At 55.4% G+C, this 26196-nt stretch carries 24 protein-coding genes, 1 pseudogene and 1 other annotated feature; of the genes and pseudogenes, 3 read left to right on the top strand and 22 right to left on the bottom strand.

What is annotated here, in order from left to right; all coding sequences use genetic code 11:
- Window positions 1-12 precede the first annotated feature (12 nt).
- The 5 genes from GUC22_RS00125 to GUC22_RS00105 form a co-directional block, all read right to left on the bottom strand.
- Window positions 13-543 (bottom strand): hypothetical protein, encoded by a 531-nt coding sequence (locus GUC22_RS00125; protein WP_004871787.1) that lies wholly within the window; start codon window positions 541-543, stop codon window positions 13-15.
- On the bottom strand, window positions 540-902 hold the full coding sequence (locus GUC22_RS00120) for a DUF202 domain-containing protein (RefSeq protein WP_049087033.1): 363 nt from the start codon (window positions 900-902) through the stop codon (window positions 540-542). Before GUC22_RS00120 ends, GUC22_RS00125 begins: the two co-directional genes overlap by 4 nt.
- On the bottom strand, window positions 892-1239 hold the full coding sequence (locus GUC22_RS00115; protein WP_004126880.1) for a YidH family protein: 348 nt from the start codon (window positions 1237-1239) through the stop codon (window positions 892-894). Before GUC22_RS00115 ends, GUC22_RS00120 begins: the two co-directional genes overlap by 11 nt.
- Window positions 1240-1419: 180 nt before the next feature.
- Entirely contained in the window at window positions 1420-2742 is a 1323-nt protein-coding gene (locus tag GUC22_RS00110; protein ID WP_004871800.1) for a 6-phospho-alpha-glucosidase, read from the bottom strand.
- A complete protein-coding gene (locus GUC22_RS00105; RefSeq protein WP_004871802.1) occupies window positions 2739-4361 on the bottom strand; it encodes an alpha-glucoside-specific PTS transporter subunit IIBC in 1623 nt (540 codons plus the stop codon). Before GUC22_RS00105 ends, GUC22_RS00110 begins: the two co-directional genes overlap by 4 nt.
- A gap of 341 nt (window positions 4362-4702) precedes the next feature.
- Here GUC22_RS00105 and GUC22_RS00100 point away from each other — a divergent pair, with 341 nt between their 5' ends.
- Complete coding sequence (locus GUC22_RS00100; RefSeq protein ID WP_004871803.1) at window positions 4703-5449, top strand: GntR family transcriptional regulator; 747 nt, start codon at window positions 4703-4705, stop codon at window positions 5447-5449.
- Here the strand turns inward: GUC22_RS00100 and GUC22_RS00095 are convergent.
- From GUC22_RS00095 to ibpA, 4 genes and pseudogenes are all read right to left on the bottom strand, one after another.
- A complete protein-coding gene (locus GUC22_RS00095; RefSeq protein WP_004126911.1) occupies window positions 5417-7078 on the bottom strand; it encodes a putative transporter in 1662 nt (553 codons plus the stop codon). The two genes, GUC22_RS00100 and GUC22_RS00095, sit on opposite strands and share 33 nt — an antisense overlap.
- Before the next feature lie 101 nt (window positions 7079-7179).
- Window positions 7180-8003: pseudogene (gene dinD, locus GUC22_RS00090) on the bottom strand (DNA damage-inducible protein D).
- Window positions 8004-8141: 138 nt separating this feature from the next.
- A complete protein-coding gene (gene ibpB, locus GUC22_RS00085) occupies window positions 8142-8570 on the bottom strand; it encodes a small heat shock chaperone IbpB (RefSeq protein ID WP_004126915.1) in 429 nt (142 codons plus the stop codon).
- A 118-nt stretch (window positions 8571-8688) separates the two neighbouring features.
- Window positions 8689-9102, bottom strand: a complete 414-nt coding sequence (gene ibpA, locus GUC22_RS00080; protein ID WP_004126917.1) for a small heat shock chaperone IbpA — start codon at window positions 9100-9102, stop codon at window positions 8689-8691.
- Window positions 9096-9171 (bottom strand) — a sequence feature (ROSE (Repression Of Heat Shock gene Expression) occurs in the 5'-region of heat shock genes and acts as an RNA thermometer to modulate expression.). Its footprint overlaps the gene before it by 7 nt.
- A 298-nt stretch (window positions 9172-9469) precedes the next feature.
- Between ibpA and GUC22_RS00075 the strand changes: the two genes are divergently transcribed.
- Window positions 9470-9802 (top strand): YceK/YidQ family lipoprotein, encoded by a 333-nt coding sequence (locus tag GUC22_RS00075; protein ID WP_004871809.1) that lies wholly within the window; start codon window positions 9470-9472, stop codon window positions 9800-9802.
- Between the two features lies 1 nt (window position 9803).
- Here the strand turns inward: GUC22_RS00075 and GUC22_RS00070 are convergent, their stop codons facing one another.
- From GUC22_RS00070 to GUC22_RS00030, 9 genes are all read right to left on the bottom strand, one after another.
- Window positions 9804-11030, bottom strand: a complete 1227-nt coding sequence (locus tag GUC22_RS00070) for a DUF3748 domain-containing protein (protein WP_049132000.1) — start codon at window positions 11028-11030, stop codon at window positions 9804-9806.
- A gap of 59 nt (window positions 11031-11089) precedes the next feature.
- Window positions 11090-12034 carry a 2-hydroxyacid dehydrogenase gene (locus GUC22_RS00065; RefSeq protein ID WP_160183308.1) on the bottom strand — a complete coding sequence of 315 codons (945 nt, stop codon included), beginning with the start codon at window positions 12032-12034 and terminating at the stop codon, window positions 11090-11092.
- A 14-nt stretch (window positions 12035-12048) separates the two neighbouring features.
- Entirely contained in the window at window positions 12049-13359 is a 1311-nt protein-coding gene (locus GUC22_RS00060) for an MFS transporter (RefSeq protein ID WP_160183307.1), read from the bottom strand.
- A gap of 94 nt (window positions 13360-13453) precedes the next feature.
- On the bottom strand, window positions 13454-14602 hold the full coding sequence (gene dgoD, locus GUC22_RS00055; RefSeq protein ID WP_004871813.1) for a galactonate dehydratase: 1149 nt from the start codon (window positions 14600-14602) through the stop codon (window positions 13454-13456).
- On the bottom strand, window positions 14599-15216 hold the full coding sequence (locus GUC22_RS00050) for a 2-dehydro-3-deoxy-6-phosphogalactonate aldolase (protein WP_160183306.1): 618 nt from the start codon (window positions 15214-15216) through the stop codon (window positions 14599-14601). The genes dgoD and GUC22_RS00050 overlap by 4 nt, the downstream gene beginning before the upstream one ends.
- Entirely contained in the window at window positions 15200-16075 is an 876-nt protein-coding gene (locus GUC22_RS00045; protein WP_004871818.1) for a 2-dehydro-3-deoxygalactonokinase, read from the bottom strand. The genes GUC22_RS00050 and GUC22_RS00045 overlap by 17 nt, the downstream gene beginning before the upstream one ends.
- Window positions 16072-16761 carry a D-galactonate utilization transcriptional regulator DgoR gene (dgoR, locus tag GUC22_RS00040; protein ID WP_049131997.1) on the bottom strand — a complete coding sequence of 230 codons (690 nt, stop codon included), beginning with the start codon at window positions 16759-16761 and terminating at the stop codon, window positions 16072-16074. The genes GUC22_RS00045 and dgoR overlap by 4 nt, the downstream gene beginning before the upstream one ends.
- 243 nt (window positions 16762-17004) lie before the next feature.
- Complete coding sequence (gene yidA / locus GUC22_RS00035; RefSeq protein WP_004871821.1) at window positions 17005-17817, bottom strand: sugar-phosphatase; 813 nt, start codon at window positions 17815-17817, stop codon at window positions 17005-17007.
- 114 nt (window positions 17818-17931) lie between these two features.
- Window positions 17932-18957 (bottom strand): zinc-dependent alcohol dehydrogenase family protein, encoded by a 1026-nt coding sequence (locus GUC22_RS00030; RefSeq protein ID WP_024360550.1) that lies wholly within the window; start codon window positions 18955-18957, stop codon window positions 17932-17934.
- A 109-nt stretch (window positions 18958-19066) separates the two neighbouring features.
- Here GUC22_RS00030 and GUC22_RS00025 point away from each other — a divergent pair, with 109 nt between their 5' ends.
- A complete protein-coding gene (locus GUC22_RS00025) occupies window positions 19067-20002 on the top strand; it encodes a LysR family transcriptional regulator (RefSeq protein ID WP_024360549.1) in 936 nt (311 codons plus the stop codon).
- 33 nt (window positions 20003-20035) lie between these two features.
- Here GUC22_RS00025 and gyrB read toward each other — a convergent pair whose 3' ends face one another.
- The 4 genes from gyrB to dnaA all read right to left on the bottom strand — a co-directional run bounded on the left by gyrB (window position 20036) and on the right by dnaA (window position 26196).
- Complete coding sequence (gene gyrB / locus GUC22_RS00020; protein WP_024360548.1) at window positions 20036-22450, bottom strand: DNA topoisomerase (ATP-hydrolyzing) subunit B; 2415 nt, start codon at window positions 22448-22450, stop codon at window positions 20036-20038.
- A 28-nt stretch (window positions 22451-22478) separates the two neighbouring features.
- Window positions 22479-23552: a DNA replication/repair protein RecF gene (gene recF, locus GUC22_RS00015; RefSeq protein WP_160183305.1), complete on the bottom strand. Its 1074-nt coding sequence runs from the start codon at window positions 23550-23552 to the stop codon at window positions 22479-22481.
- 138 nt (window positions 23553-23690) lie between these two features.
- Window positions 23691-24791, bottom strand: a complete 1101-nt coding sequence (gene dnaN / locus GUC22_RS00010) for a DNA polymerase III subunit beta (RefSeq protein ID WP_004107206.1) — start codon at window positions 24789-24791, stop codon at window positions 23691-23693.
- Between the two features lie 4 nt (window positions 24792-24795).
- Window positions 24796-26196, bottom strand: coding sequence for a chromosomal replication initiator protein DnaA (gene dnaA / locus GUC22_RS00005; protein ID WP_004871826.1), 1401 nt, complete (start codon window positions 26194-26196; stop codon window positions 24796-24798).

Below are 26196 nucleotides of genomic sequence, written 5' to 3'. Positions count from 1 at the left end.
GTCGCCATTTTTTTAGCGCAGCAGATGCATGAGCTCAACCGGCGAGCGGTGCTGGTTGAGTAAATCGCGCAGAACGCGCATATAGGGGGCGCTCCAGCTATAAAACTGCCGGTATCCCTCGCATAGCGCGTTGGAGCCATCCTCCAGTCGCAGCTGCGGGCAGCCGCCACCGCATAATCTTAGCCAGGCGCAGCCCGCGCAGGCCGGTCCCGGCGGATTATTCTCATAACGTACTGTCTCACCGCGCCAGGCGCGCAGCGTGGCCTCAAACAGCGGCACGACGATGCGGTTAGCGTCTTCTTTGATCCAAATAGCAAACACCGCGCAGAGAAAATCCCCCCACAGCCGGGCGTCGGAAGGTTGCAGATGGGGAATAAACTTGATAGCCGCTGCCCCCTGCGCGCTGAGCTGGTGGTAGACGCGTTCTGGGCGCTCACACTCCTGACGATGGATAATCACTTCCCGTACCGGGATATCGCTCGCCAGAGACTGGCAGTTACCGCAGTGCCGATCGTCACCGTAATCGGCCTGACATCCTGTCATATCACATCCTTAATAAACAAAATCACTTGTCGTATATGGGTTACAGCAAACAACAATGACAGGGAAAGTACTGCGAATGCGATCAAAAATTTGTCACGAACCGCCTGCCGCTGGACGAAATCACTGTGCTCAACGTCCATCACATTGCGGCTGCGGGTATAGCGCCAGAGGATGACGGCGACGAACGGCAATATGCACAGCGAAATCCAGAACGGAAGCCCCGCCTGATGCCAGTGGTGCTTAATCGCCAGCGCCAGCAGCGCGCCATAGCCTAAAAGGGTGCGAAACCAGGCCAGCGACGTGCGCTCCGGCTGTAGGCCCGGGTCGTTCTCGCGGCGCGCCCGGCGATTATCCGGCATAGAGCACCAGCGCCATGACCACCACGATAACGATAGTCAGCAGAATACTGATCAGCAGCAGGGTGCGGGTATAGGGAAGGTCCTGTTTAAGCCGCATCGCCTTTTCATTGCTCAGCCAGCGTATATAGCCGTAAATCGCCAGGCCGCCGGCAAACAGGCACAGCAGCAGAGCGAGAATTTCGCGGATCAGCGGCGTCGCGAAATCCGGCGCCAGCTGGTCCAGGCCGACGCCGCCGGCTAAAAAGCCAAGCGAAGTGCGGATCCACGCCAGAAAGGTACGTTCATTCGCCAGCGAGAAGCGGTAATCCGGCGCTTCGCCAAGGCGGGATATTTTCATCATGACTCCGTGATGGGTTGCCGATTGCGTAAAATACCGCCGATTCTACCTGACAGCCAAAGCGGAAGGCATCAATAATCGCCCCGTTGCAGAAAAAGTTCAGGCCTGATAACCGTTTAACGTCAGGTTATCAGGCCGATAAATGAATGACCGTCACCGCACGGATGCCGGTCAGCGGGATTAATGCAGTTCCGGCCAGTACGCTTTATTGGCCGCGATCAGATCATCAAGAATCGCTTTGGCAACCGATGCGCTCGGCACGGTTTTCGACAGCGCGATGGCCTGCCACAGCTTATGGTAAGAGCGCTGTTCCCAGGCATCCACCACCAGTTTTTCCACCGCCACCTGCTGGCTCATCATCCCTTTCTGGAAGTGAGGAATGTCGCCGACCGTCAGCGGCTCCGGTCCGTTGTGGCCCACCAGGCACGGAATTTCGACCATCGCATCGGCGTCAAAGTTATGAATCGCGCCGTTGTTCGGCACAATCAGCAGCATCCGTTCCTGGGTATTAAAGGCAATCGCCGCCGCCAGATCGACGATGTAGGAAGCGTGTTCGTCAATTTCCAGATCGCCAGCGGAGGATTTGCCCGCCGCAATAATCGCCCGGCAGGCGCTAAAGACGTTTTTCTCACGATGATCCATCACCTCATTGGCGCGGGTGCGTTCCGGATTGGAGTGCGCCACGACGTAGTCCGGGAACAGGTAGTACTTGAGGTAAGTATTCGGCATCGTATCCGGGTCCAGCGCCTGTACGTCTTTCGCCTTGGCGAAAGTGTCGTTCCAGCTGGCTTCGGTGTGCGGGTCGTTTGACGGCGGAACATAACCGTATTTCGCCACATATTCGCGCAGTTTCGGCATCAAATCGTTACCCTGCAGATCTTCAATCGAGGTCCACCAGCCGAAGTGGTTCAGCCCGTAGTAGCGCACGCGCATCTGCTTACGGTCCTTAAGGCCGACGATTTGCGCCATCCGTCCTTCGATACCGATCGGCATATCGCAGATGTTGAGAATTTTAGCGTTCGGACGCAGGCGACGGGTCGCTTCCGCCACAATGGCCGCCGGATTGGAGTAGTTCAGCATCCAGGCGTTCGGCGAATATTTTTCCATATAGTCCACCAGCTCCAGGACGCCGCCGATGGAGCGCATACCGTAGGCGATCCCGCCAGGGCCACAGGTTTCCTGGCCCAGCACGCCGTGGCGCAGCGGGATTTTTTCATCTTTTTCACGCATCGGGTATTTGCCCACACGGATATGCGCCATCACGAAATCAACGTCGGTAAAGGCCGCCTGCGGGTCGGTGGTGTAGCTGAACGCGATCTCCGGCGCCTGCTCTTTAAGGATCACCTTGCACGCCTCGGCGATGGTCTCCTGACGCGCGCCGTCGTTGTCGTAAAATTTCAGCGCCCGCAGCGGAAAGCGATCCTGGTTCGCTAACAGCATCAGCACGATGCCCGGGGTAAAGGTACTGCCGCCGCCTGCGATAACAACTGAGAATTTTTTCATGATACTGCCTCCGTCATGGTGGTTTGTTCGGTCTGTAGAGAATCTTTCATCAGGGTTTCGAGCTGGTCGCGGACCTGGGGAACGTGCAGGCCGACGATGACCTGAATCCCGTTGCCGCGGCGGACTACGCCGTGGGCGCCCAGCGCTTTAAAAACGTCGTCGCTTTGGGTCTTCGCCATATCGACCAGCGCGATGCGCAGTCGGGTGGCGCAGTTATTGATGCTTTCGATATTGCCCGCTCCGCCCAGCGCCTGCAGGAAGCCGGCGGCCTGGCCCAGTTTGGTGTCCGCTGCCCCGGCGGCGCTGGTTTTACCGCGCGCGGCCTGGTAATCCGCTTTGCTGTAGAGCTTAATTTCGCTCTCTTCACGGCCAGGCGTTTTCAGGTTCAGGCGCAGAATCAACGTGCGGAAGATGACGAAGTAGAGTGCGGTGAAGCACACGCCAACGCCGATCTGGATAAACATCATCGACGCGTGGTTGTGGAACATCGGGATCCAGTTTTGCGGCAGGAACTGGTCCAGCAGGCCGCCGCCGAAGTTGCCTACCACGCCGCAGATATACATCACCGTTGCCATGGTGGCCGCCAGTACCGCATGGACGGCAAACAGCAGCGGCGAAATAAACAGGAAGGTGAACTCTAACGGCTCGGTGATACCTACCAGCATGGCGGTCAGCGTGGCGGGGATCAGCAGCCCGGCAACTTTGACGCGATTTTCCGGCGCGGCGGTAAAGTAAAGCGCCAGCGCAATCCCCACCGAACCAAAGACCTTCGAGTTACCGTGCAGCGCGAATCCGCCTTCCGGGAACAGGGTTTTCAGCGCCTCGGTGCTCTGGCTGAACGCCTGTAAATGCTGCGCCCAGTAAACCTGAATCCCCCCTTCCACGACCGCCGGGCCGAAGATAAACGGGCCATAGACGAAATGGTGTAACCCGGTCGGGATCAGAATGCGCTCAAGGAAAATGTATACCCAGACGCCCAGCGCGCCGGCCGAGCGTAAAAAGGCCTGCAGCGATTCAATGCCCATCTGCACCTTTGGCCAGCCCAGCAGGGTCAGCCAGGCGCAGGGGATCATTGCCAGGAAGGCAACAATCACCACAAACGAGGAGCCCTGGAAAATCCCCAGAAACACCGGCAGCGGCTTATCGAAATAGCGATTATGCAGGGCGGTCACCAGCCCGGAAATGACGATCGCGCCGATAATGCTGGTATCAAGCGTTTTAATCCCGGCCATCATCGTCAGGCCGCTGCCTGCCGTTGGCTCAACGGAAAAGTCGACGCCGAAGAAGTGGCCCCAGGTCATCCCCATCGCGTTAATAAAGTAGTTCCAGGTGAGGAAGCTAACCAGCACCGCCAGGCAGGCACGGCCCTGGGCCTGTTTCGCCAGGCCGATCGGTAGACCGACGGCGAAAATCAGCGGCATATTACGAAAGACGGTCCAGCCGCCCTCTTCAATAATGTGAACGATCTGAGCAAATAAACTGTCGGGTGCTGTGAGCGCTTCGCCGACGAACATCGGGTTGCGCAACATAATGGCGATACCCACCACGATCCCGGCGAAAGGAAAGAGTAAAACCGGGGTAAACATGGCGCCGCCAAAGCGTTGTATTTGACTGAGCATTTGATAATCCTCATGTAACAACTCATAGGGTGAGTGGCCTTATTCATACCCGCCATGCTTCACCTGCCGCGGTGAATTATTCAGGGTAACTATTTGTACTGGCCTGAGATGAGAATAGAAATTTGCCCCTCCAACAACATGCGGCGCCGTTGCGATTCGTGATCGCTTTCATGGTTTTAATTACGCCAATGTTGTCTACTTTTTAATTAAAAATTAGACATGATGAATTGCGCTGTTTAAGGCGCTATAACGAATAGTCTTTATCCACATGTATTTACTGTATTTTTATAGTGAATAATTCATGCTCAATCGTTTTCAACTGAGTGAATAGAGGTCTACTGGTGATCTACAAATCCATCGCCGACAGATTGCGTCTGCGGCTGAATTCCTCCGATTTCGAGGTCGGCAGCCCGCTTCCTGGGGAAAAAAAACTAGCGGAAGAGTTTGGCGTCGCGCGCATGACCATCCGCAAGGCGATAGATCTGCTGGTCGCCTGGGGGCTGGTGGTGCGTCGGCACGGCTCCGGCACCTATGTCGCCCGTAAAGACCTGCATCATGAAACCACCAATCTGACCGGGCTGGCCGAAGTGCTGCGCAAGCAGGGTAAAGAGGTGATCAGCCGGGTATTGGTTTTCGAGGTCATGCCCGCCCCTCCGGCTATCGCCAGCCTGCTGCGGATACAAATTGATGAACGGATCTACTTCTCGCGCCGGGTGCGCTATGTCGATGGCAAGCCGCTCATGCTCGAAGACAGCTATATGCCGGTAAAGCTGTTTCGCAATCTGTCGCTGGCGCATCTGGAGGGATCGAAGTTCGATTACATCGAGAAGGAGTGCGGGTTAACCATCAGCGGTAACTATGAAACGCTGTCGCCGGTGCTGGCGGACAGGCAGCTTGCGCAGTCGATGAACGTGCCGGAACAGACGCCGCTGCTGCGTATTACCTCTCTTTCCTACAGCGACAGCGGCGAGTTTCTTAACTATTCGGTGATGTTCCGTAACGCCAGCGTCTATCAGGTGGACTACCACCTGCGGCGCGTCCGCGCGGAGAATCCGTTAACCTATCCCCCAGAACAGCACCGCCAGTAGCTGCGGCGTGATAATACGTAAGAACATGACCAGCGGATAAACCGTCGCGTATGAAAGGGCCGCCGCGCCGCTGGTGGCATGCAGGTTGTTGGCAAAAGCCAGCGCCGGAGGGTCGGTCATTGAACCGGCCAGCATGCCGCACAGGGTCAGGTAGTTCATCTTCGCCAACATGCGCGCCAGAATACCGACCGCCAGCAGCGGGATCGCGGTGATAAAAATGCCGTAGACAATCCAGCTCATACCGTCGCCTTCAATCAGCGTCGCCACAAAGTCGCCGCCGGATTTCAGCCCAACCACCGCCAGGAACAGCACAATACCCAGCTCGCGTAGCGCGAGGTTGGCGCTGGGCGGCATAAACCAGTACAGCTTACCGATGCTGCCGATACGCCCGAGGATCAGCGCCATAATCAGCGGCCCTCCGGCCAGACCCAGCTTCAGCGCCGCCGGGAACCCCGGAATAAACAGCGGAATAGAGCCCAGCAGCACGCCTAAGCCAATGCCGATAAATACCGGCAGCATCTGCACCTGCTGCAGTTTTTGCTGGGCGTTGCCAAGCTCGGCGGCCACCGCGTCAATCGCCTCCGGACGGCCGACCAGGTTGAGAATATCACCGAACTGCAGGCTGGCATGGCTGCTGGCCACCAGTTCAACCCCGGCGCGATTGAGGCGCGAGATCACCACGTCATAGCGCTGTTTAAAGTGCAGATCGCGAATCCTTTTACCTAACACTTTTTCGTTGGTAACCACCACGCGCTCGACTTTCAGATCGGTACCGCGCGTGGAGAGCGAAGTGGAAACTTCCTTGCCAATCACCAGTTGGGCATTGTGCAAATCCTCCGGCCGCCCGACCAGATGCAGCAGGTCCCCAAGCTGAATCAGGGTATTTGGCGCGGGCACCATCAGCATCTCCTCACGCTTGAGGCGCGAGCAGATCAGCTTGTCGCTGTTGAGCATCGGCACATCCTGAATCGCCATATTGTTCAGGTTCGGGTTTTCGACCCGCACGTTGATGGTCTGAAGATGCGCATGGCCGTTGCCGCTGATCTCGTCAAACTGCTGGGCCTCTTTCTCGACGTTAATGCGGAAAAACAGTCGCACCAGCCACATGGTCAGCAAAATGCCGCAGATGCCGAATGGATAGGCCATGGCGTAGCTCATCCCCATCTGATCGACGGTATCAAGCGGTACGCCAAGGTCGCGCAGGATCTGCTGTCCGGCCCCCAGCGCAGGCGTGTTGGTTACCGCACCGGAGAAGATACCGAGCACCACGGGAAGAGGGATATCGAACAGTTTATGCAGGACCGCGGTGACCAGGCCGCCGAGAATGACGATCAGAATAGCGAAGAGGTTCAGCCGCAGGCCGGAGACGCGCAGCGAGGCGAAGAAGCCCGGCCCGACCTGGATACCTATGGTATACACAAAGAGAATCAGGCCGAATTCCTGAATAAAGTGCAGCATTGGGCTGCTGAGCGTAATGCCCGCCTGGTCCACAAAGTGGCCGACGATGATGCCGCCAAACAGCACGCCCCCGATACCGAAGCCGACGCCACGCACTTTTACATTGCCGATCCACAATCCGACGACCGCCACCAGCGCCAATACGCTAACGGTCAATGCTATATCACTCATCGTCTCTTCCCTGTGAATAACATTACGAATAAAGAGGATTATGACCGGTAGCGACCAGGGTGTATGCCGCCTGGCGCACAATAATCACGGGATCGGGTTCGCTATTCAGGCACGCCTTTATTTTTCGCCGCAATTTTCAGCTGCTGAATACTTTTCTCCGGGGAAGGGAACGCTTCAGGCATCGTATCGCCAAGATCGTTAATCGTCTGACGCACTTTTTGGCCAACTTCATAATGGGTTTGATTGGCCAGCTGCTTCGTATCGACCTCATCCCGGCGCAGTTTTTCTTCCGTTTGGGTAGCGCGGAAAAGGTTGGCTGCAAGCTCAGTAGACCCCATATGGTCGAGAATTTTTTGGCTTTTCTTTAGCCCTTTACGCTCATGAATCGCTTGTTGATCCAGACCACCGTAGAGGCCTTTATAGCCATGGTTCTGGAAAATAGCGAAATCCAGCGTTGTCTGTACGCCCGCTAGCTGGGCCGTTTCAACAAGGTGTTTATTATGTTCTTTCAGCTCATTGCGCAAAAATAGCCGCTTCTCATCCTCTCGTAGAGATTTAAAGGTTTGATCGTCCTTCAGTTCCTGACGCCGGGTTTGCAACGCAAAGTAGGTTTGCCCCGCGGCAATGACCGGTTTCGACGGATCGCCATTTTGCACAACCAGATAGCAGGCGTCGCGGGATAGATGAATGTCTTCAAGATTCCTGCTGGAACCGGAACCCAATTCGACCATTTTGTTGGACTCAACAAAATGGTCTGAGGGTAGCTGACCGCTCGCCTCACATGAAATTATCGCTTTTGAGATTACCTTTTGAAAATTTCTCCACTCTTTATAGTCCAGTAATGGCCAAGGTTTCGGGCAGACCAATATTCTCTCCCCGCCTCATCTCTATTTTTGATCGCTTCGAATGGCTGCTGTTCGTTCATTACAGATCCTTTTTTTCAGTGAGCCTATAAAATCTGATTATTTTTTAAACTGAAACATCCGTTGCAGCAAGGGGATTTAATGCGCTCCCGCGCACAAAAAAGCCCCGAAAATCGGGGCCTTATGAGTGGTTCGCTTAATTAGCTATCTAACGCGGGGCGCTCGCTGATGGCGATGCGCTGCGGGGCGATCTGTTCCGGCTCGTTGCGGGTCAGATCGATATGCAGCAGGCCGTTGGTAAAGGTAGCCCCGGAGACTTCCATATTTTCGGCGAGCGTGAAGCTCAGGCTAAACGCCTGGTTAACCAGCCCCTGGTGCAGCCATTTGGTCTCTTTTTCCGGCTGCTGCGGCGCGCCTTTTACCGTCAGGCGCGTGCCTTCAAGCTGGATATCCAAATCTTCCTGACGGAAACCGGCCAGCGCAAGGGTAATACGATAGTGGTTATCGTCGCTTTTTTCGATGTTATAAGGCGGGAAGGTCTGGCTTTCACCGGCGGTTTGCAGCGCGTTGGCCAGTTTGTCAAAACCGATCCATTGACGCAGCAGTGGGGATAAATCGTAGTTACGCATTGTGTTTCTCCTTCTAAGAAGCGAGTGGTTAGCTGCAAATCCTGCGGATTCGCATTTGCCCCCTGACGGCAGGCAGATTTTTGCATTAATACCGGGCCGCGTTGGCGGCCCAAGGAAATTAGTTGATCTCGATACGGCGCGGTTTATTCGCTTCGGGAATCACTCGCTCGAGGTCGATATACAGCAGGCCGTTTACCAGGTTGGCGCCGCGAATATGGATATTTTCCGCCAGCTGGAATTTACGCTCAAAATTGCGTTCAGCGATGCCCTGATAGAGGTAAGTACGCTCTTTCTGTTCGGCGGCATGGGCGCCTTTCACGATAAGCAGATTATCCTGAGCGGTAATTTCCAGTTCGCTCTCGGCAAAACCGGCCACCGCAATCGCGATGCGGTAGTTGTTCTCGTCTACTAACTCAACGTTGTACGGAGGGTAGCCGCCATTACTCTGGCTTTGATTATTTTCTAACAGATTGAAAAGGCGGTCGAAACCAATAGCAGAACGATACAGCGGGGAGAGATCGAAATTACGCATAATACATAGCTCCTGAAATCAGCGAGAATTATCTGACCTTCCATCATGGACAGGTCGTTATTAAGCGGAATACCCATTCGGCGTATTCTCTGAGTGACACATTCCTAAAATGGGTATATCCATGCCCTTTTCAAGGTGAAGAGGGCAATTTTTTTTGCAGTTTGCGGTCTATTGCTTAGACTGGAGTGACAGCACAAAAGGCAAAGTGCGACGCCTGCCACAGTGCGGCGCAATCGCACTATGCATCCATGGAATGGCCCGATATAACCGATATGTACGCCATTCTTCAGACCACGTCTTTACCGGCGGCGCTCTGAAATTTTTGTACATTGAAGGTTCTATCAACGCCCGTAACGATGACGGAAAAATGATGAAAAACGGTCTGTTAAAGCTGGTCCTGTTTAGCGGGATGATAAGTTTAGGCGGTTGCTCCAGCGTGATGTCACATACCGGCGGTAAGGAAGGAACCTATCCGGGAACGCGCGCCAGCGCGCAAATGCTGGGAGATAGCGATGCCAACTGGGGAACGAAATCCCTTGTGGCGCTGGATATGCCCCTTACGGCGGTAATGGACACGCTGCTGCTGCCGTGGGATATGTTCCGCACCGACAGCTCGGTCAAATCGCGCGTTGAAAAGAGCGAGAAAGAGACGCTGGCGACCAACTCCGTGATCCCGCCAGCGCGGATGACTAATCAGTAATTTAGCGCCCCGTTGCGGTTACCCATAGCTGGCGGTAACCGTCTACCTCCTCCATCCAGGCAAGCTGTTTGCCGTCTGGCGAAAAGACGATCGCATCGGCCGATGGCGGATTGGCATGTTCGTCGGTCAAAAAGAGGATGTCCCCGCTCAGCGCATCACAAAGCGCGATTCGGTTTTCCAGCACAAAGCCCAGCCATTTCCCCGACGGATGCCAGTTAAACGCCGACTGGATATCAGAGCGGTTGTGGGTCAGCTGCCGCAGCCCATCACCCTGCGACGAGATAAGCCACATTTGCGCCACCCCGGCATCGTCGCGCAGCAGAAAAGCCATCTCCGTTGCCTGCGGGTTGGCCCGCACCCAATGTCGCGGCGTATTCACCAGCCCCGGGTAACGACGTTCATGGGTAAACGTTAAGCGGCGCTGGACCACGCCGGCGGGGGGAGCCGGCATCGTGGCGTCCGTTCCAGCAAGCGGCGCATCGCCAGACTGCTTCCAGCCCTGCTCGCTCTGCGGCAGCTCGACAATAAACAGCTCCGGCACTTTGTCGCCGTTTAACGCTCGCGTATCGCCAATAAACGCCAGCGCCCGGTCACCGACCCAGCCCTCTTCATAGGCGCGATTAATCTCGTCGCTGCCCGGCGCGGGGGACGGCGTTGTGCGGCTGACCAGCACGCACCAGTGGCTGCCGTCGTATTGCCGTGGATGATCCCCACGGGGTGTTACCGGGCCATAGGGAACCGCCACGCCAACGTTGCGTAAATCCAGCGCCGGATCGCGTTCATGCAGCACGTGGTCGTTATAGGTAAAACTGACGAGCTCGCCGTTCGGGCTGAAAACATGCACATGGCTGCCGCCGCGCAGCGCGCCGGGGGTATAGGGCGGAGTGATATCCATCGCATCAAGGTTGCGCGTTTCCCCCTGATACGTCACCACGCCGCGGCGATGGTGAAAATCGTAATGCCAGCGTTCATCCGGGTTTTCCGGACCGTGGATGAAGACATATTTATCTACCGATGGATGAACGGTCACCACGCCAACGTACGCGCCTTGTCCGGCACGGTAGAGGATCTCAACCTCTCCCGTCTCGACATTCACCCGCTCGATCGTTTCGCCGGTAAAAGAGGCGCCAGAGGGACGAACGTCAAAAACCAGCCACCGGCTGTCCGCCGTCCAGGTGCGGGTGTTGGTAAGCTGATGATGGCGGGGAGCAAAAGTGACTTGTTTCATGGGAGATAAACTCTGAAGCCTAAGTTGCGCTTCAGAGTAGTTGATCCGCCAAAAAATGACTATGGTTCAAGCGCGGGAACAGGCGTAACCAAAGTCTTATTTTTTGCCCATCCCGACACGTTTTCAAGAACTAACCTGGACATAGCCTCCCTGGTACTCCAGGTCGCGCTTGCCATATGTGGCGTGACCACCACGTTCGCGCGGCGCAGGAGCGCCTGCGGCACTTCTGGCTCCTGGCTAAAAACATCCAATCCTGCTCCGGCAATAATTCCTTGTTCGAGGGCTTTTATCAGAGCAAATTCATCGACAACGCTGCCGCGAGAAATGTTGATTAAAATGCCGCTCGCGCCCAGAGCCGAGAGTACCCGTTCATCAATAAGCGCCTGGTTTTCCGCACTTCCTGGCGTACATATCACTAAAAAATCTGTTTGTGACGCCAGTGTTGAAATATCCTCAATCCACGGATAATCCAGCCCCGGTATTGCTTTCCGATCGCTATAAGCAATCTGCATCGCAAACCCTTCGCAGCGTCGGGCTATTGCCTGCCCAATTCTCCCCATCCCAACGATCCCAACACGCGAGCCCGAGACTTTACGCGTCCACTGAAAGCCCCCCTGACGCCAGCCTCCCGCCTCAATAAACTTCTGTGCAGAAACGATTTGTCGCGATGTCGCCAACATCAGCCCCATCGCTAAATCAGCAACATCATCCGTTAATACGCCCGGCGTATGGCTGACAGCCACACGATGATCTGCCGCAGCACGAACATCAACCCCATCATAACCCACGCCAAACACAGCAATAAGCTCCAGAGAGGGTAGGCTGGAAATCAGCTGGCGCGTTACGGTGGCCTCACCATTGGTGATCATAATAGTGAATTGTTCAGCCAGGACTGCCAACTCTTCGCATGTAAGCGCCTCATATTCATAAACTTCATACAGACTGTTCAGCTCCGCCGTAAGTTGGTCAGGCAATGATGCTTGCTTTAATATTTTCAGTTTCATACTTATCTATTCGCTTATAAGGAAGAGTGGGCAGAGTGCTTTAAGGAGGTATCTTTACCAGTACGCGAAACGGCTATACCGATAATTCCTCCTAATACCAGTGCGATAGCAACAATAAGCAGGCCGTAGTGATAGCTATGGGTCACATCTTTAATCTTGCCTAAAACAGGAGGCAGGCCTAAGCCAACAAAATTCGCGATAGTGTTAATAAAAGCAATTGAGGCTGCTGCTGCAACGCCAGCAAGCTTTTCAGTGGTGACCGCCCAAAAAACGGGGGTCAGAGCAAAGTTGAACCCAACGGTAAGCACCAGCAGGATATAAGAGATCAGTAGGTTATCTGAATAGATAGCCACCCCCAGCGATACGCCGGCAAGAATCAATGGTAACCCCATATGCAACGATCGCTCTTTGGTGAGATCGGAATGCCGGCCGTTAAGATACATAAATAAGCAGGCAAAAATAAACGGCACCGCGGATAGTAAGCTAATAACAAAATTGCTTTGCTCGCTGGCGATGCTTTTTAGAATCAAAGGTAAAAACAAGGTAATACCAATAGAACCGAAAGCTTGTAAAAACCACACCAAACTTAATAAGAGCACAACTTTATTTTTCAAAGCGCTCAGCCACGAATGATTTTTATTGACCATTACATTTCGATTATCTTCCTCTAATTGTGATACTAACCATTCTTTTTCTGAACCCGTTAACCAGTGTGCTTTTTCAGGACTCGATGGCAGCAACCATAAAACCATCACACCAAGGATAATAGCCGGGATTCCTTCTATCGCAAATAACCAACGCCAACCAGCGATATCAGCAATACCGTGCATATTCAAAATAAACCCGGATATTGGTAAACCAATAATTGATGCCAGAACCGACCCCATATAAAAGAATGACATAGCGCGAGCTCGATTACTTTTAGGGAACCAGCAGGAAATATAATAAATAATCCCGGGGGTAAACCCAGCCTCTGCCATTCCCAACAAAAAGCGCATCACATAGAGCTGCGTTGGGGTATGTACCAGCGACATCCCTGCGCTTACAATACCCCAGGTTATCATTATTCTCGCAATCCAAATACGGGCACCTATGCGGGTCATAATAACATTACTGGGAATTTCAAAAATAATATAGGAGATATAGAACATTCCCACCCCGAGACCATACATGCTGGCTGTCAGACCTAAATCCGCATTCATTTGTGAGGCCGCAATAGAAATATTGGTTTTATCAAGGTTTGCAACAAAATAGCAAATAATCACAAAAGGTATTATTTTGCTATTGAGTTTTTTTAGTGTAGATGTATAGAGTTCAATGCTCATAAATTATTACCTCATCATCCTGCCTTCAGCAGTAAGAATCCCTCTGACAGAAGGCAGAGATTGATATTGAGAAACTAATGAACTAATTAAGATACTACCATTCAGCAACAACACCGTCTTCCAGACGCCACAATGGATTACGCCAGTCCGGCGCGTTCTGACTTAATTCCATAACCCGCGCTTCATCTATTTCTACGCCAAGTCCGGGCTTCATTAATGGTTTAAAGAAACCGCCTTCCATATTGAAGTCCTCTTTATTTTTCACAAAGTCGAGTAATTCCGCGCCCTTGTTATAGTGAATACCCATACTTTGCTCCTGGAAGACAGCGTTATAAGAGACAAAATCGACGTGCAGGCAGGCGGCAAGCGCAATGGGTCCCAGCGGACAATGCGGCGCCAGCGCCACGTCGTAGGCTTCGGCCATTCCGGCGATTTTATAGCACTCGGTAATACCGCCGGCATGCGACAGGTCGGGTTGCAGAATAGCCAGCCCACCGGCTTCCAGCACGCGCTTAAACTCGAAGCGCGAGAACATACGTTCGCCCGCCGCAATAGGAATCGAGGTTTGCGCCGCCAGCCGGGGATAATATTCTGCCTGCTCGGCAAGCACCGGCTCTTCAATAAACAGCGGACGATACTGTTCCAGCTCTTTAATGAGTACTTTCGCCATCGGCGCGCTAACGCGGCCGTGGAAATCGAGGCCGAACTCAATTTCATTGCCGAACGCTTCGCGAATTTGCGCGACGGTATTCACCGCCGCATCCACCGCGCGAGAGTTATCGATAAGCCCCAGCTCTTCGCAGCCGTTGAGTTTAAAGGTGTCAAAACCAATACCGCGCAACTTCTTGATGCCATCAATCACCTCTGCCGGACGGTCGCCGCCAACCCAGCTGTAGGCTTTGATTTTGTCGCGCACCAGGCCGCCCATCAGCTGCCAGACCGGCGCGTTCAGCACTTTGCCTTTAATATCCCACAGCGCCTGATCGATACCGGCGATGGCGCTCATTAAAATCGGACCGCCGCGGTAAAAGCCCGCGCGGTACATCACCTGCCACAGGTCGTTAATCCGCGCCGGATCCTGGCCTATCAAATAATCGCCGAGCTCATGCACCGCCGCCTCTACGGTGCGCGCGCGCCCTTCAATCACGGGCTCGCCCCAGCCAACCACGCCTTCGTCGGTGTCAATTTTTAAAAACATCCAGCGCGGGGGTAAACGATACGTGGTGAGTTTGGTTATTTTCATTGCACTGCCTCTCGATACGCTTTAACAAATGCTGCCGCCTGCCGTTGGGTACGCTCTACGGATTGGCCGGCGCGATAAAGATCGCTGCCCAGCCCGGCGCCGGTACAGCCTGCTTTTATCCACTGCGCCAGATTTTCCGGCGTCACGCCGCCCACCGCAAAAACGGGAACCTCCGGCGGCAAAACGGCTTTTAACGCTTTGATGTAGTCAGGGCCAAAAGCCGAAGAAGGGAAGACTTTCAACGCCTGAGCCCCGGCGTCCAGCGCGGCGAACGCTTCCGTCGCCGTCGCGCATCCCGGACAAACCGTCATGCCGTAGCTCACCGCACGACGAATGACCTCGGGCTGAATATTGGGCGTGACGATAAGCCTGCAGCCCATTTGGGCAAGCTGGTCCACCCGTTCTGTATTAAGCACGGTGCCTGCGCCAATCAGGGCTTTATCGCCATAAGCCTCAACAACGGCGGGAATACTCTTTTCCCACTGCGGTGAGTTGAGCGGAATTTCAACGGCGTCAAATCCGGCGTCAATCACCGCCCCCACATGCGCCAGCACCTCTTCCGGCGTAATCCCGCGCAGGATAGCGATAAGCGGTAAGTTAGTTTGCCACTGCATGGATGATGCTCCTTACTCCTGTCTGAAATGCGTTATCACCTGACACCACGGTGGTCTGACGGCCAATGGCGCTCAGGGCCTGCTGATAGCGGTTCGCCAGCGCCTCGCCGCCGACAATGGTGACCTGCGGGTCGCGAAAGCGTTCGCTCAGGGTGGCGACTTCCGCGCCAATCAGCAGCCCCGACAGAAACTCGCCGACCTGCTCGCGCGGCAGCGACCCCAGCACGTGCGAAGCGCGCACCTCAAAAAGCCGCGGCAGGATGTCTGGCGAATGCAGGCCGCGCTCAAGCCCGGCGTTAAACGCGCCGGGAGCGGAGACCTGCTCCGGTAACCCGGCGCCGACCAGCGAGTGGCGCAGCAGCAGATAATGCAGTTCGCCGGTCATCACCGTGCGAAAGTCGTTAATTTGTTGGCGGTCGGCCTGCACCCATTTGCAGTGGGTGCCGGGCATCACGTAGATGGAAGAAGGGGCAATCATCCGCGCGCCGAGGAGCTGAGTCTCTTCGCCGCGCATCACATTCTGGTTAGCGTCGCGGGAGACGCTCAGCCCGGGAATAATCCAGACTTTGTCGCCAACGGACGTCAATTGTTGGCCAATGGCGGAGAAATCAACGGGAACGGGCAAATAGGGCGCCACCTTCCAGCCGACGTTGCTACCGACCATTCCTGCCAACACCGCCGGGGTCGCGCCGTCGCGCCAGCCCCGGGTTATTTCGCTAAACACCGCCGCGGGGGATTCTCCGTTCAAACGCGTGACGCCTGCTGCCGATTGCCTGCTCTCCAGGCACTGGTCGTCCTGATAAAGCCAGGCGCGCAGGTTGGTCGATCCCCAGTCAATTGCGATGTAGCGAGATGTCATGTGATTTCCTTTAACCTTCGTGTCGAGCTGGCGATCATGGTGAGCGCCGCCTGCTCCGCCGCTTCGCTGTCCTGATGCCGGATGGCGTCAAACAGCGCCTTATGTTCCTGGAGCGTTTTCGGCATGTTGGCCTCATCGCCCATCCAGGTCCTTTCAAATACCGCCCGCTGTAGAGAACTGATCGCCACGTTGAGCTGTTGCAGAACCGGGTTATGCACCGACTGCAGCACCGCCTCGTGATAGCGAATATCCGCTTCGTTAAACGCCTCCCTGTCCTGGTTGTTGGCGATCATGTCGTTGAGCGCTTCTTCTATTTTCGCCAGGTCGCTCGACGTCGCGCGCTCGGCCGCCCAGCGGGCAATCGCAGGTTCAACCAGGTTACGTACCTCGCTCATCGCGCTAATCAGCCGCGGGTCGTAATCGCTCTCCAGCACCCACTGTAAAACGTCGGTGTCGAGATAATTCCACTGGTTACGCGGCGCAACGAACGCGCCGCGATAGCGCTTCATTTCAATCAGCCGCTTAGCCATCAACGAACGGAACACTTCGCGAATGATATTGCGCGAGGTGGCAAACTCCTCACACAGGTCGGCTTCCGCGGGCAGCGCAGAGCCGGGAACGTATTTGCCGCTGACAATCTGCTTGCCCAGCGTGATGACGATGCGATCGGTTTTATTGAGAGTCATGGAGAGTCCTTGTGCTCTGGATATCTCCCTCTACTTTACCGCGACCGGCGGATTTAACCGCAACTTTGTAGTACTAACGTGATACCACTCGTCATCGCCATGGACACAATGTAGTACAACACAAACATGTTGTACTACAATTTAGATCACAAAAACGACAATCCGGTTTGGGGATTTTGCGGTGGGGTAAACTCAGCGCATAAAAAAACCCGCGATAAACGCGGGTTTTTCAGAAAGAGATCTTTAGTTTAAGACATACTTTTCAATAGCATATGCCACACCGTCTTCCAGGTTGGATTTGGTGATAAAGTTTGCCGCTTCTTTGACGGCCGGAATCGCGTTGTCCATCGCCACGCCGACGCCAGCGTATTCAATCATCGCAATGTCGTTTTCCTGATCGCCAATCGCCATCACCTCTTCCGCTTTGATACCCAACGCATCGGCCAGCGATTTCACGCCGGTGCCTTTGGTGACACGTTTATCAAGAATTTCAAGGAAGTACGGCGCGCTTTTCAGCACGGTGTATTTCTCTTTCACTTCAGCCGGAATGCGGGCGATAGCCTTGTCCAGAATCGCCGGCTCATCGATCATCATCACTTTCAGCAGCTGGATATTCGGATCCATCTTTTCGGCTTCGCAGAAAACCAGCGGGATCGTCGCCACATAGGATTCATGTACCGTGTAATAGCTCACATCGCGGTTCGCGGTGTACAGAGTGTTGCGATCGAGCGCGTGGAAGTGGGAGCCGACATCGCGGGCCAGCTGTTCCAGATAGCGGTAGTCGTCGTAGCCCAGCGCGGTCTGCGCAACGGTACTGCCGTCGCTCGCCTTCTGCACTAAAGCGCCGTTATAGGTGATGCAGTAATCTCCTGGCTGCTCCATATGCAGTTCTTTCAGATAGCTGTGCACGCCAGCGTAAGGGCGGCCGGTGGTCAGTACCACGTTGACGCCGCGTTCACGGGCTGCGGCAATCGCAGTTTTCACCGCAGGAGAGATAGTATGGTCAGGCAGCAGCAGCGTGCCGTCCATATCGATTGCAATCAGTTTAATAGCCATGAAATCCCCGGGTAAGATGAGTCCTTACTCATGCTAACGCGATTAAGCCCACAAAAATAGAGCTACATTGCACAGCAGAATCCCCCCTTTTAGGCAAAACCCGGGGACGAGATATTACTCGCGGGTGAGGACAATTTTACCAAACGCGCCGCGATCGAGGTGTTCTAGCGCCTGTTCAAGCTGGTTAAAGCGGTAACGGTGCTCGATCACAGGTTTCAACCCGGTCACGTCAACGGCGCGAACGAAATCTTCCAGCGCACGACGGTGCCCGACGCCAATCCCCTGAATCACGGGGGATTTCAGCAACAGTTCGCCCGCGGACAGCGAGATTTCACTGCCGGCCAGCACGCCGATGACCGAAATACGCCCATGAACCGCCACGGCGCGCAGGGAATGCCTCAGGTTCTCCCCACCAACGGTTTCAATAATATGGTCAATGCCGCGATCGTTTGTCAGTTCGTATATCCCTTCAGCCCAGTCGCCTTTAAGCCGGTTGATGCCATAATCGGCGCCGAGTTGTTTGGCCCGCGCCAGTTTTTCATCGCTTCCCGACGTGACAAAAACCTCCGCCCCCTGCGCTTTGGCAATTTGCAAAGCGAATATCGCCACACCGCCCGTGCCCTGCACCAGCACCGATTGTCCGGCGCGCAAATGACCGCGCTCCACCAGCGCGAACCATGCGGTAAGCCCGGCGCAGGGTAAGGTGCTGGCCTCTGCGTCATCCAGGGTTTCCGGGGCGGCCACCAGCCCGTTTTCATTCACAATCACGTACTCAGCCAGCATCCCCTGAAAGTAACCGCCGGTCGTTTTATAGGGCAAAGTGCGGGCGTCCGCTGTTGGCCTACCGTCGATCCACTCCGGGAAAAAGGTCGAGATGACGCGAGCGCCGGGTTTAAAACGCGTGACACCCTCTCCCGTACTTTCCACCACGCCTGCCATATCGGATGCCGGGGTAAACGGGAAGGAAAGCGCGATCGGCATGGAGCCTTCGATAACCATTTTATCGCGGTAGTTGAGCGCAACGGCATTCACCCGTACGCGGACTTCTCCTGGCCCTGGCTGCGGCACGGGCGCCTGGGTGAGTTTGAGATTCTCGCGCCCGAGGGCGTTCATCGACCAGCGCTGCATTGTCTCTGTCATTTTTTTCTCCTGGCATCAAATAAGCTTCAGTATCGACAGTCTACCGTTGACTCAGCGTCACCAGTGGCGATAACTTTTCCCACTATTGACGCCAGAAAAGAAACAATCTATGTCCAATACGCTGAAGGATATTCCGGTTTTTGTAGCCGCCGTTGAGGCGGGCAGTTTTGCGCAGGCCGCAATCCGTTTACATTTGTCGCGCTCGGCGGTGGGAAAGAGCATCGCTCGCCTTGAGGAACGACTGGGGGTACGTCTGTTTCAACGTACGACCCGCAGCCAAAGCCTGACCGACAACGGCGCCCTTTTTTATGAACGTTGCCTGCGGGCGCTGGAGGAAATTCGGGGCGCAGAATCGCTGCTGGAAACGGGCAAACAGCAGGTCAGCGGCCGCCTGCGCGTTGCCATGCCGGTGCTGTTTGGTCGCCAGTGCGTCGCCCCGCTGCTGATCGCGCTGGCGCAGGAACATCCAGGCCTTGAGCTGGAGATGTCATTCAGCGACCGGGTCGTGGATCTCGTCGAGGAAGGGTTTGATATGGCGGTACGTAACGGCACGCTTCAGGACAGCAGCGTTCTGGTCGCCAGAAGGCTGGGAGAACACCGCATGGTACTGTGCGCCGCGCCGGATTATCTGCAGAAGAAGGGTACCCCGCAAAGCGTTGATGATTTGCCCCATCATGCGGCCATTAACTATCTGCAGGCAGGCAGAGTGCTATCCTGGCAGCTGATGGATAACGAAGGTGCCTCGCATACCTTTACACCCCATTCATCGCTCAATATGGATGATTTGCAGGCGATCTGCGACGCTGCGCTGGCCGGACACGGCATTGCATGGCTGCCCTGCTGGATGGTCAGCAAAGACATTCATGAGGGAAAACTCGTCCCGCTGTTAAAGCAGGCGCCGGATGTGCGCTTCGACATTCACGCGGTCTGGCAACAGACGCCGCATCTACCGCTGAGGGTGCGAATTGCCGTCGATACGCTCGCCAGCCGTTTACCGTCCGCGATGTCGCTGGATATGCCTGCGCCCATAAAAAAGCCGCGCTAAACGCGCGGCCTGAGTCTGGCGGTGTAACAACGATTAAATGTCGATGTTCGCCGCTTTAAGGGCGTTCTCTTCGATAAAGGCGCGGCGCGGTTCAACGGCGTCACCCATCAGGGTGGTGAACAGCTGGTCAGCGGCAATCGCATCCTTCACGGTCACGCGCAGCATGCGGCGGCTATCCGGGTCCATAGTGGTTTCCCACAGCTGATCCGGGTTCATCTCGCCCAGACCTTTATAGCGCTGGATAGAGAGGCCGCGACGGGACTCTTTTACCAGCCAGTCCAGCGCCTGCTCGAAGCTGGCAACCGGCTGGCGGCGCTCGCCGCGCTCGATAAAGGCATCGTCTTCAATCAGGCCGCGCAGCGTTTCGCCCAGCGCGCAGATACGGCGGTATTCCGGCCCGGTAATGAACTCGTGATCCAGCGGGTAGTCGGTGTCCACGCCATGGGTACGCACGCGAACAATCGGCTCAAACTGCTGCAGCTCTGCGTTCTCGCGGATATCAAATTTCCACTGGCTGCCGTGCTGCTCTTTCTCATTCAGCTCGCTCACCAGGGTATTGATCCAGCGAGTCACCGCCTGCTCGTTGCTCAGGTCGGCTTCCGCCAGCGTCGGTTGATAGACAAGCTCTTTCAGCAGCGCTTTCGGGAAGCGACGCTCCATACGACCGATCATTTTCTGCGTGGCGTTATACTCGGCAACCAGTTTCTCCAGCGGCTCGCCGGCTAAGGCCGGCGCGTTGGCGTTGGTGTGCAGGGTTGCGCCATCCAGCGCGATGGAGATTTGGTACTGATCCATCGCTTCATCGTCTTTAATATACTGTTCCTGCTTGCCTTTCTTCACTTTATACAGCGGCGGCTGGGCGATGTAGACGTGGCCGCGCTCGACGATTTCCGGCATCTGGCGATAGAAGAAGGTCAACAGTAGCGTACGAATGTGCGAGCCGTCGACGTCCGCATCGGTCATGATAATGATGCTGTGGTAGCGCAGTTTGTCCGGGTTGTACTCATCGCGGCCAATGCCGCAGCCCAGCGCGGTAATCAGCGTCGCTACTTCCTGAGACGCGAGCATTTTGTCAAAGCGCGCTTTCTCAACGTTGAGGATTTTACCCTTCAGCGGCAGAATCGCCTGGTTCTTACGGTTACGCCCCTGCTTCGCAGAACCGCCCGCCGAGTCCCCTTCCACTAAGTACAGTTCAGAGTGCGCGGGGTCGCGTTCCTGACAATCCGCCAGCTTGCCCGGCAGGCCCGCCAGGTCCAGCGCGCCTTTACGGCGGGTCATCTCACGCGCGCGACGTGCGGCTTCGCGCGCGCGCGCCGCGTCGATGATTTTACCGACCACGATTTTGGCGTCAGACGGGTTTTCCAGCAGGTATTCGTTCAGCAGTTCGTTCATCTGCTGTTCGACCGCCGATTTCACCTCAGAGGAGACCAGCTTGTCTTTGGTCTGCGAGGAGAATTTCGGATCCGGCACCTTCACGGAGACCACAGCGATCAGGCCTTCACGGGCATCGTCGCCGGTGGCGCTGACTTTCGCTTTCTTGCTGTAGCCTTCTTTATCCATGTAGGCGTTCAGGGTACGGGTCATCGCCGCACGGAAGCCTGCAAGGTGGGTACCGCCGTCGCGCTGCGGAATGTTGTTGGTAAAGCAGTAGATGTTTTCCTGGAAACCATCGTTCCACTGCAGCGCAACTTCAACGCCGATGCCGTCTTTTTCGGTGGAGAAATAGAAGATATTCGGGTGGATCGGCGTTTTGTTTTTATTCAGATATTCTACGAACGCTTTAATACCGCCTTCGTAGTGGAAATGATCCTCTTTACCGTCGCGCTTGTCGCGCAGGCGAATCGACACCCCGGAGTTCAGGAACGACAGCTCGCGCAGGCGTTTTGCCAGAATCTCGTATTCGAATTCGACCACGTTAGTGAAGGTTTCGTAGCTCGGCCAGAAACGCACCATGGTGCCGGTTTTTTCGGTTTCGCCGGTCACCGCCAGCGGCGCCTGCGGCACGCCGTGCGCATACATCTGACGATGAATTTTGTTATCGCGCTGAATGACCAGCTCCAGCTTCTGCGACAGGGCGTTAACCACGGAAACGCCTACGCCGTGCAGACCACCGGAAACTTTATACGAGTTATCATCGAATTTGCCGCCCGCGTGCAGAACGGTCATGATCACTTCCGCCGCCGACACGCCCTCTTCCGGGTGAATACCGGTCGGAATACCGCGACCATCATCCTGGACGGAGACGGAGTTATCGCTGTGGATAGTAACAACGATGTCTTTACAGTAACCTGCGAGCGCTTCGTCGATAGCGTTATCCACAACCTCGAATACCATGTGGTGCAGACCGGTGCCGTCATCCGTGTCGCCGATATACATACCCGGGCGCTTACGCACCGCATCCAGCCCTTTCAGGACTTTGATACTGGAGGAGTCATAAGAATTCGACATCAACGTTTCTCGCTCATTTTATCTTAGGTTAATCCGCTATTTTACCCTTTTCCACGGTAAACATCTTCGAATTTTCGTCCGACATGTCCATAACGTGTTCAGCGCTAATGGCGCTGACGAAAACCTGCGACTGCGTGGCTTTTAAGCGGCTGGCAAGCAGCCCGCGCCGCGCGTCGTCAAGTTCCGAGGCAAAATCATCTATCAGGTACAGGCACCGCCGCCCGCTTTCGCGGGTCAGAAACTCGCCTTGCGCCAGTCGTAGGGCGCACATCAGCAGCTTAAGCTGCCCGCGTGACAATGTATCCTCTACCGGCGCGCCGTCGGCACGAATGCGGAAATCCGCTTTATGCGGGCCGTGGGCGGTATAGGTTAGCATGCGATCGCGTTCGAAATTTCGCTCCAGCACCTCGGCATAATCCGTTTCTTTCTCCCAGCCGCGCTGGAAAGAAAAGGTGAGAGCGAACTCCGGCAAAAACTGCCGACAGGTATCCGCCATGTCTTCGACGATAGCGGCGCTATATTCGGCCCGCCAGCGGCTAATAAGCTCTGCCAGCGGGATCAGCTCCAGATCCCATGGCCGCAGCTGGGCATAGCGGCTGACCTGACGCAGCGCGGCGTTGCGCTGCTTCACCAGGCGCTTCAGGTTGCTCCAGGCGGTAAAGAATCCGGATTCGTTGTGAAAGCATCCCCAGTCAAGGAACGCTCTTCTGTATTTGGGGCCGCCGTTGAGTAAAGTAAACCCCTCCGGCGTAATCAGCTGCATCGGCATCAGGTGCGCCAGCTCAGCCACTTTATGCCCGTCGGTACCGTCGATACGCACCTTGCTGTCGCCCTGCTTATCTTTCGTCAGGCCGATAGATACTTCACGCTCTTCACCCTGCAGGCGACCGTGCAGGACAAAGGACTCCTGTTCGTGACGAATCACGCGGCCAATCTGCAAACTACGAAACGCCCGACCATGGCCGAGCGTATAGATAGCTTCAAGTACGCTGGTTTTGCCGCTGCCGTTGGCGCCAACCAGGAAATTAAAGCCGGGAGAGAGGGCGAGATCCGCATTTTCAATATTGCGGAAGTCTTTGATTAGAAGTCGGGATAGCGACATATCAGCTCATAAGCAGGGCGTTATCGGCGCAGTTAGTCTGGTCACGGCCAGCGCGCAGCAACCGGAGCGTACTAAAGTACGTGAGGATTGCGAGCACTGCCCGGAGCCAGAATAACAAGTAAGATAGCCCGATATTTTCTACAGCCTCATAGGCATGACGACGTATGCTGCGGATTGGGAGGCCGCATCCTCAATCTGCACGCTCGAAACGGAATCGGTCAGCAGAATGCGCACGTTCTCACACTTCAGCGCGTTCAGGACGTCCAGCACATAGCTGACGTTAAAGCCGATTTCCATCTCGGTCCCGGCATAGGTGACATCAAGAATTTCTTCCGCTTCTTCCTGTTCCGGGTTATTGGCGGTGATTTTCAGCTGATTTTCACTGACGTACAGGCGCACGCCGCGGAATTTTTCGTTAGAAAGAATCGCCGCGCGGGCAAAGGCCTGCTTGAGAATATCGCAGCCGGCGTCCAGATGCTTATCCGGATTCTTCGGCAGTACGCGGCGATAGTCAGGAAAACGACCATCCACCAGCTTTGAAGTGAAGATAAAGTCGCCAACGTGAGCGCGAATATTATTGCTGCCGATCTGCACGCGCAGCGGCGTATCGCCGCCGTCGAGCATACGCATCAGCTCAATCACGCCTTTACGCGGCACGATCACCGAATGATTGGGCAGGGACTCTTCCAGCGGCATCGAGCAGACCGCCAGGCGGTGGCCGTCTGTCGCCACGGTGCGCAGTTCGCTACCTTCGGTTTCAAACAGCATACCGTTTAAGTAATAGCGAACGTCCTGGTGCGCCATCGAAAACTGCGTCGCTTCGATCAGGCGCTTCATGGTCGCCTGCGGCAGGGTAAATTCAACTTCGCTCTGCCAGTCATCGAGGTTCGGGAAATCCGCCGCAGGCAGCGTCGAGAGCGAAAAGCGGCTGCGTCCGGAACGCACCAGCATGCGCTCGCCTTCCAGCTGGACCGCGATCTCCGCGCCTTCAGGCAGGCCGCGGCAGATATCAAAAAATTTACGCGCCGGAACGGTTGTAGCTCCCGCTTCGTGCGGCTGAATCAGCGCAACGCGCGCGACCATTTCCATTTCCAGATCGGTACCGGTCAGCGACAGCGCGCCATCGGTAACCTGTAGGAGCAGGTTGCCAAGAATCGGTAGCGTCGGACGACCACCTAAAGGACCGCTCACCTGTTGCAGCGGTTTTAATAAATGTTCACGTTCTACGGTAAATTTCATAGCGTCACGAGGATAATGTTCTGATTAAATTGGAAAAATCTTCTTTGATATCGTGGCTTTCTTCACGCAGTTGCTCAATCTTGCGGCAAGCGTGCAGGACGGTGGTATGGTCGCGGCCGCCAAACGCGTCGCCGATTTCCGGCAGACTGTGGTTGGTCAGCTCTTTTGCCAGCGCCATCGCCATCTGGCGGGGGCGCGCCACCGAACGGGAGCGGCGTTTAGACAGCAGGTCCGCTACCTTAATTTTGTAATACTCCGCCACCGTCTTTTGAATATTGTCGATGGTGACCAGTTTTTCCTGTAAAGCCAGCAGATCGCGCAGCGCTTCGCGCACGAAATCGATGGTGATCGCCCGGCCGGTAAAGTTAGCGTTGGCGATAACGCGGTTCAGCGCCCCTTCAAGCTCACGTACGTTAGAGCGCAGGCGCTTAGCAATAAAGAACGCCACTTCGCCCGGCAGGCGGATGTCGTTTTCATCGGCTTTTTTCATCAGGATCGCCACGCGGGTTTCCAGCTCTGGCGGCTCGATCGCGACCGTCAGCCCCCAGCCGAAGCGTGATTTCAGACGATCCTCAACCCCGTTGATCTCCTTCGGATAGCGATCCGACGTCAGGATGATCTGCTGATTGCCTTCCAGCAGGGCGTTAAAGGTGTGAAAAAACTCTTCCTGCGAGCGCTCTTTATTAGCGAAAAACTGAATGTCATCGATCAGCAGGGCGTCAACGGAGCGGTAATAGCGCTTAAATTCTTCAATAGCGTTGTTTTGCAGGGCTTTTACCATGTCCTGTACAAAGCGCTCGGAGTGCATGTAAACCACTTTCGCATTGGGTTTACGCGCCACAATTCCGTTACCAACCGCATGTAAAAGGTGGGTTTTACCCAGGCCGGTGCCGCCATAAAGGAACAGCGGGTTGTACGCGCCGCCGGGGTTATCCGCAACCTGACGCGCCGCCGCGCGAGCCAGCTGGTTGGATTTACCTTCGACGAAGTTATCAAACGTGTGTTTTACATTGACGTTAGAGCGGTAGGTCGGTTCTGCCGGCGCCGGAACGTTATCCCAGCCCGGACGCACGATCGTCGGCGCAACGCGCGCCGTCTGGATCTGCTGCGCGGGCGCTGCGGCCGCAACGCTTACCGTACCTCTCTGCATCTGAACGGCTGGCTTAGCGCCTACCTCAAACCGCAGCTGTGGGGCATCCGCACCGCAAAAATCATTGAGGAGTCCATTGATATTATTGAGGTATTTATCCCTTACCCAATCGAGCACAAAACGGTTTGGCGCATACAGTGCCAGCGTGTTATCGCTCAACTCCGCCTGCAAAGGGCGTATCCACATGCTGAATTCTGTGGCTGGTAACTCATCCTGCAATCGGGCAAGACACTGCTGCCAAAGCGAAAGTGACAC

The sequence above is a fragment of the Klebsiella sp. MPUS7 genome (assembly GCF_009905335.1).
Classification (GTDB): domain Bacteria; phylum Pseudomonadota; class Gammaproteobacteria; order Enterobacterales; family Enterobacteriaceae; genus Klebsiella; species Klebsiella grimontii.
Note: the sequence above shows the minus strand (reverse complement) of the source record. Positions and strands in the feature narration are given on the sequence as shown.

Bases quoted from the DNA above. Each gene is read 5' to 3' on its own strand.
- GUC22_RS00125 (WP_004871787.1), bottom strand. From the start codon at position 543: ATGACAGGATGTCAGGCCGATTACGGTGACGATCGGCACTGCGGTAAC.
- GUC22_RS00120 (WP_049087033.1), bottom strand. From the start codon at position 902: ATGCCGGATAATCGCCGGGCGCGCCGCGAGAACGACCCGGGCCTACAG.
- GUC22_RS00115 (WP_004126880.1), bottom strand. From the start codon at position 1,239: ATGAAAATATCCCGCCTTGGCGAAGCGCCGGATTACCGCTTCTCGCTG.
- GUC22_RS00110 (WP_004871800.1), bottom strand. From the start codon at position 2,742: ATGAAAAAATTCTCAGTTGTTATCGCAGGCGGCGGCAGTACCTTTACC.
- GUC22_RS00105 (WP_004871802.1), bottom strand. From the start codon at position 4,361: ATGCTCAGTCAAATACAACGCTTTGGCGGCGCCATGTTTACCCCGGTT.
- GUC22_RS00095 (WP_004126911.1), bottom strand. From the start codon at position 7,078: ATGAGTGATATAGCATTGACCGTTAGCGTATTGGCGCTGGTGGCGGTC.
- ibpB (WP_004126915.1), bottom strand. From the start codon at position 8,570: ATGCGTAACTACGATTTATCCCCACTGCTGCGTCAATGGATCGGTTTT.
- ibpA (WP_004126917.1), bottom strand. From the start codon at position 9,102: ATGCGTAATTTCGATCTCTCCCCGCTGTATCGTTCTGCTATTGGTTTC.
- GUC22_RS00075 (WP_004871809.1), top strand. From the start codon at position 9,470: ATGATGAAAAACGGTCTGTTAAAGCTGGTCCTGTTTAGCGGGATGATA.
- GUC22_RS00070 (WP_049132000.1), bottom strand. From the start codon at position 11,030: ATGAAACAAGTCACTTTTGCTCCCCGCCATCATCAGCTTACCAACACC.
- GUC22_RS00065 (WP_160183308.1), bottom strand. From the start codon at position 12,034: ATGAAACTGAAAATATTAAAGCAAGCATCATTGCCTGACCAACTTACG.
- GUC22_RS00060 (WP_160183307.1), bottom strand. From the start codon at position 13,359: ATGAGCATTGAACTCTATACATCTACACTAAAAAAACTCAATAGCAAA.
- dgoD (WP_004871813.1), bottom strand. From the start codon at position 14,602: ATGAAAATAACCAAACTCACCACGTATCGTTTACCCCCGCGCTGGATG.
- GUC22_RS00050 (WP_160183306.1), bottom strand. From the start codon at position 15,216: ATGCAGTGGCAAACTAACTTACCGCTTATCGCTATCCTGCGCGGGATT.
- GUC22_RS00045 (WP_004871818.1), bottom strand. From the start codon at position 16,075: ATGACATCTCGCTACATCGCAATTGACTGGGGATCGACCAACCTGCGC.
- dgoR (WP_049131997.1), bottom strand. From the start codon at position 16,761: ATGACTCTCAATAAAACCGATCGCATCGTCATCACGCTGGGCAAGCAG.
- yidA (WP_004871821.1), bottom strand. From the start codon at position 17,817: ATGGCTATTAAACTGATTGCAATCGATATGGACGGCACGCTGCTGCTG.
- GUC22_RS00030 (WP_024360550.1), bottom strand. From the start codon at position 18,957: ATGACAGAGACAATGCAGCGCTGGTCGATGAACGCCCTCGGGCGCGAG.
- GUC22_RS00025 (WP_024360549.1), top strand. From the start codon at position 19,067: ATGTCCAATACGCTGAAGGATATTCCGGTTTTTGTAGCCGCCGTTGAG.
- gyrB (WP_024360548.1), bottom strand. From the start codon at position 22,450: ATGTCGAATTCTTATGACTCCTCCAGTATCAAAGTCCTGAAAGGGCTG.
- recF (WP_160183305.1), bottom strand. From the start codon at position 23,552: ATGTCGCTATCCCGACTTCTAATCAAAGACTTCCGCAATATTGAAAAT.
- dnaN (WP_004107206.1), bottom strand. From the start codon at position 24,791: ATGAAATTTACCGTAGAACGTGAACATTTATTAAAACCGCTGCAACAG.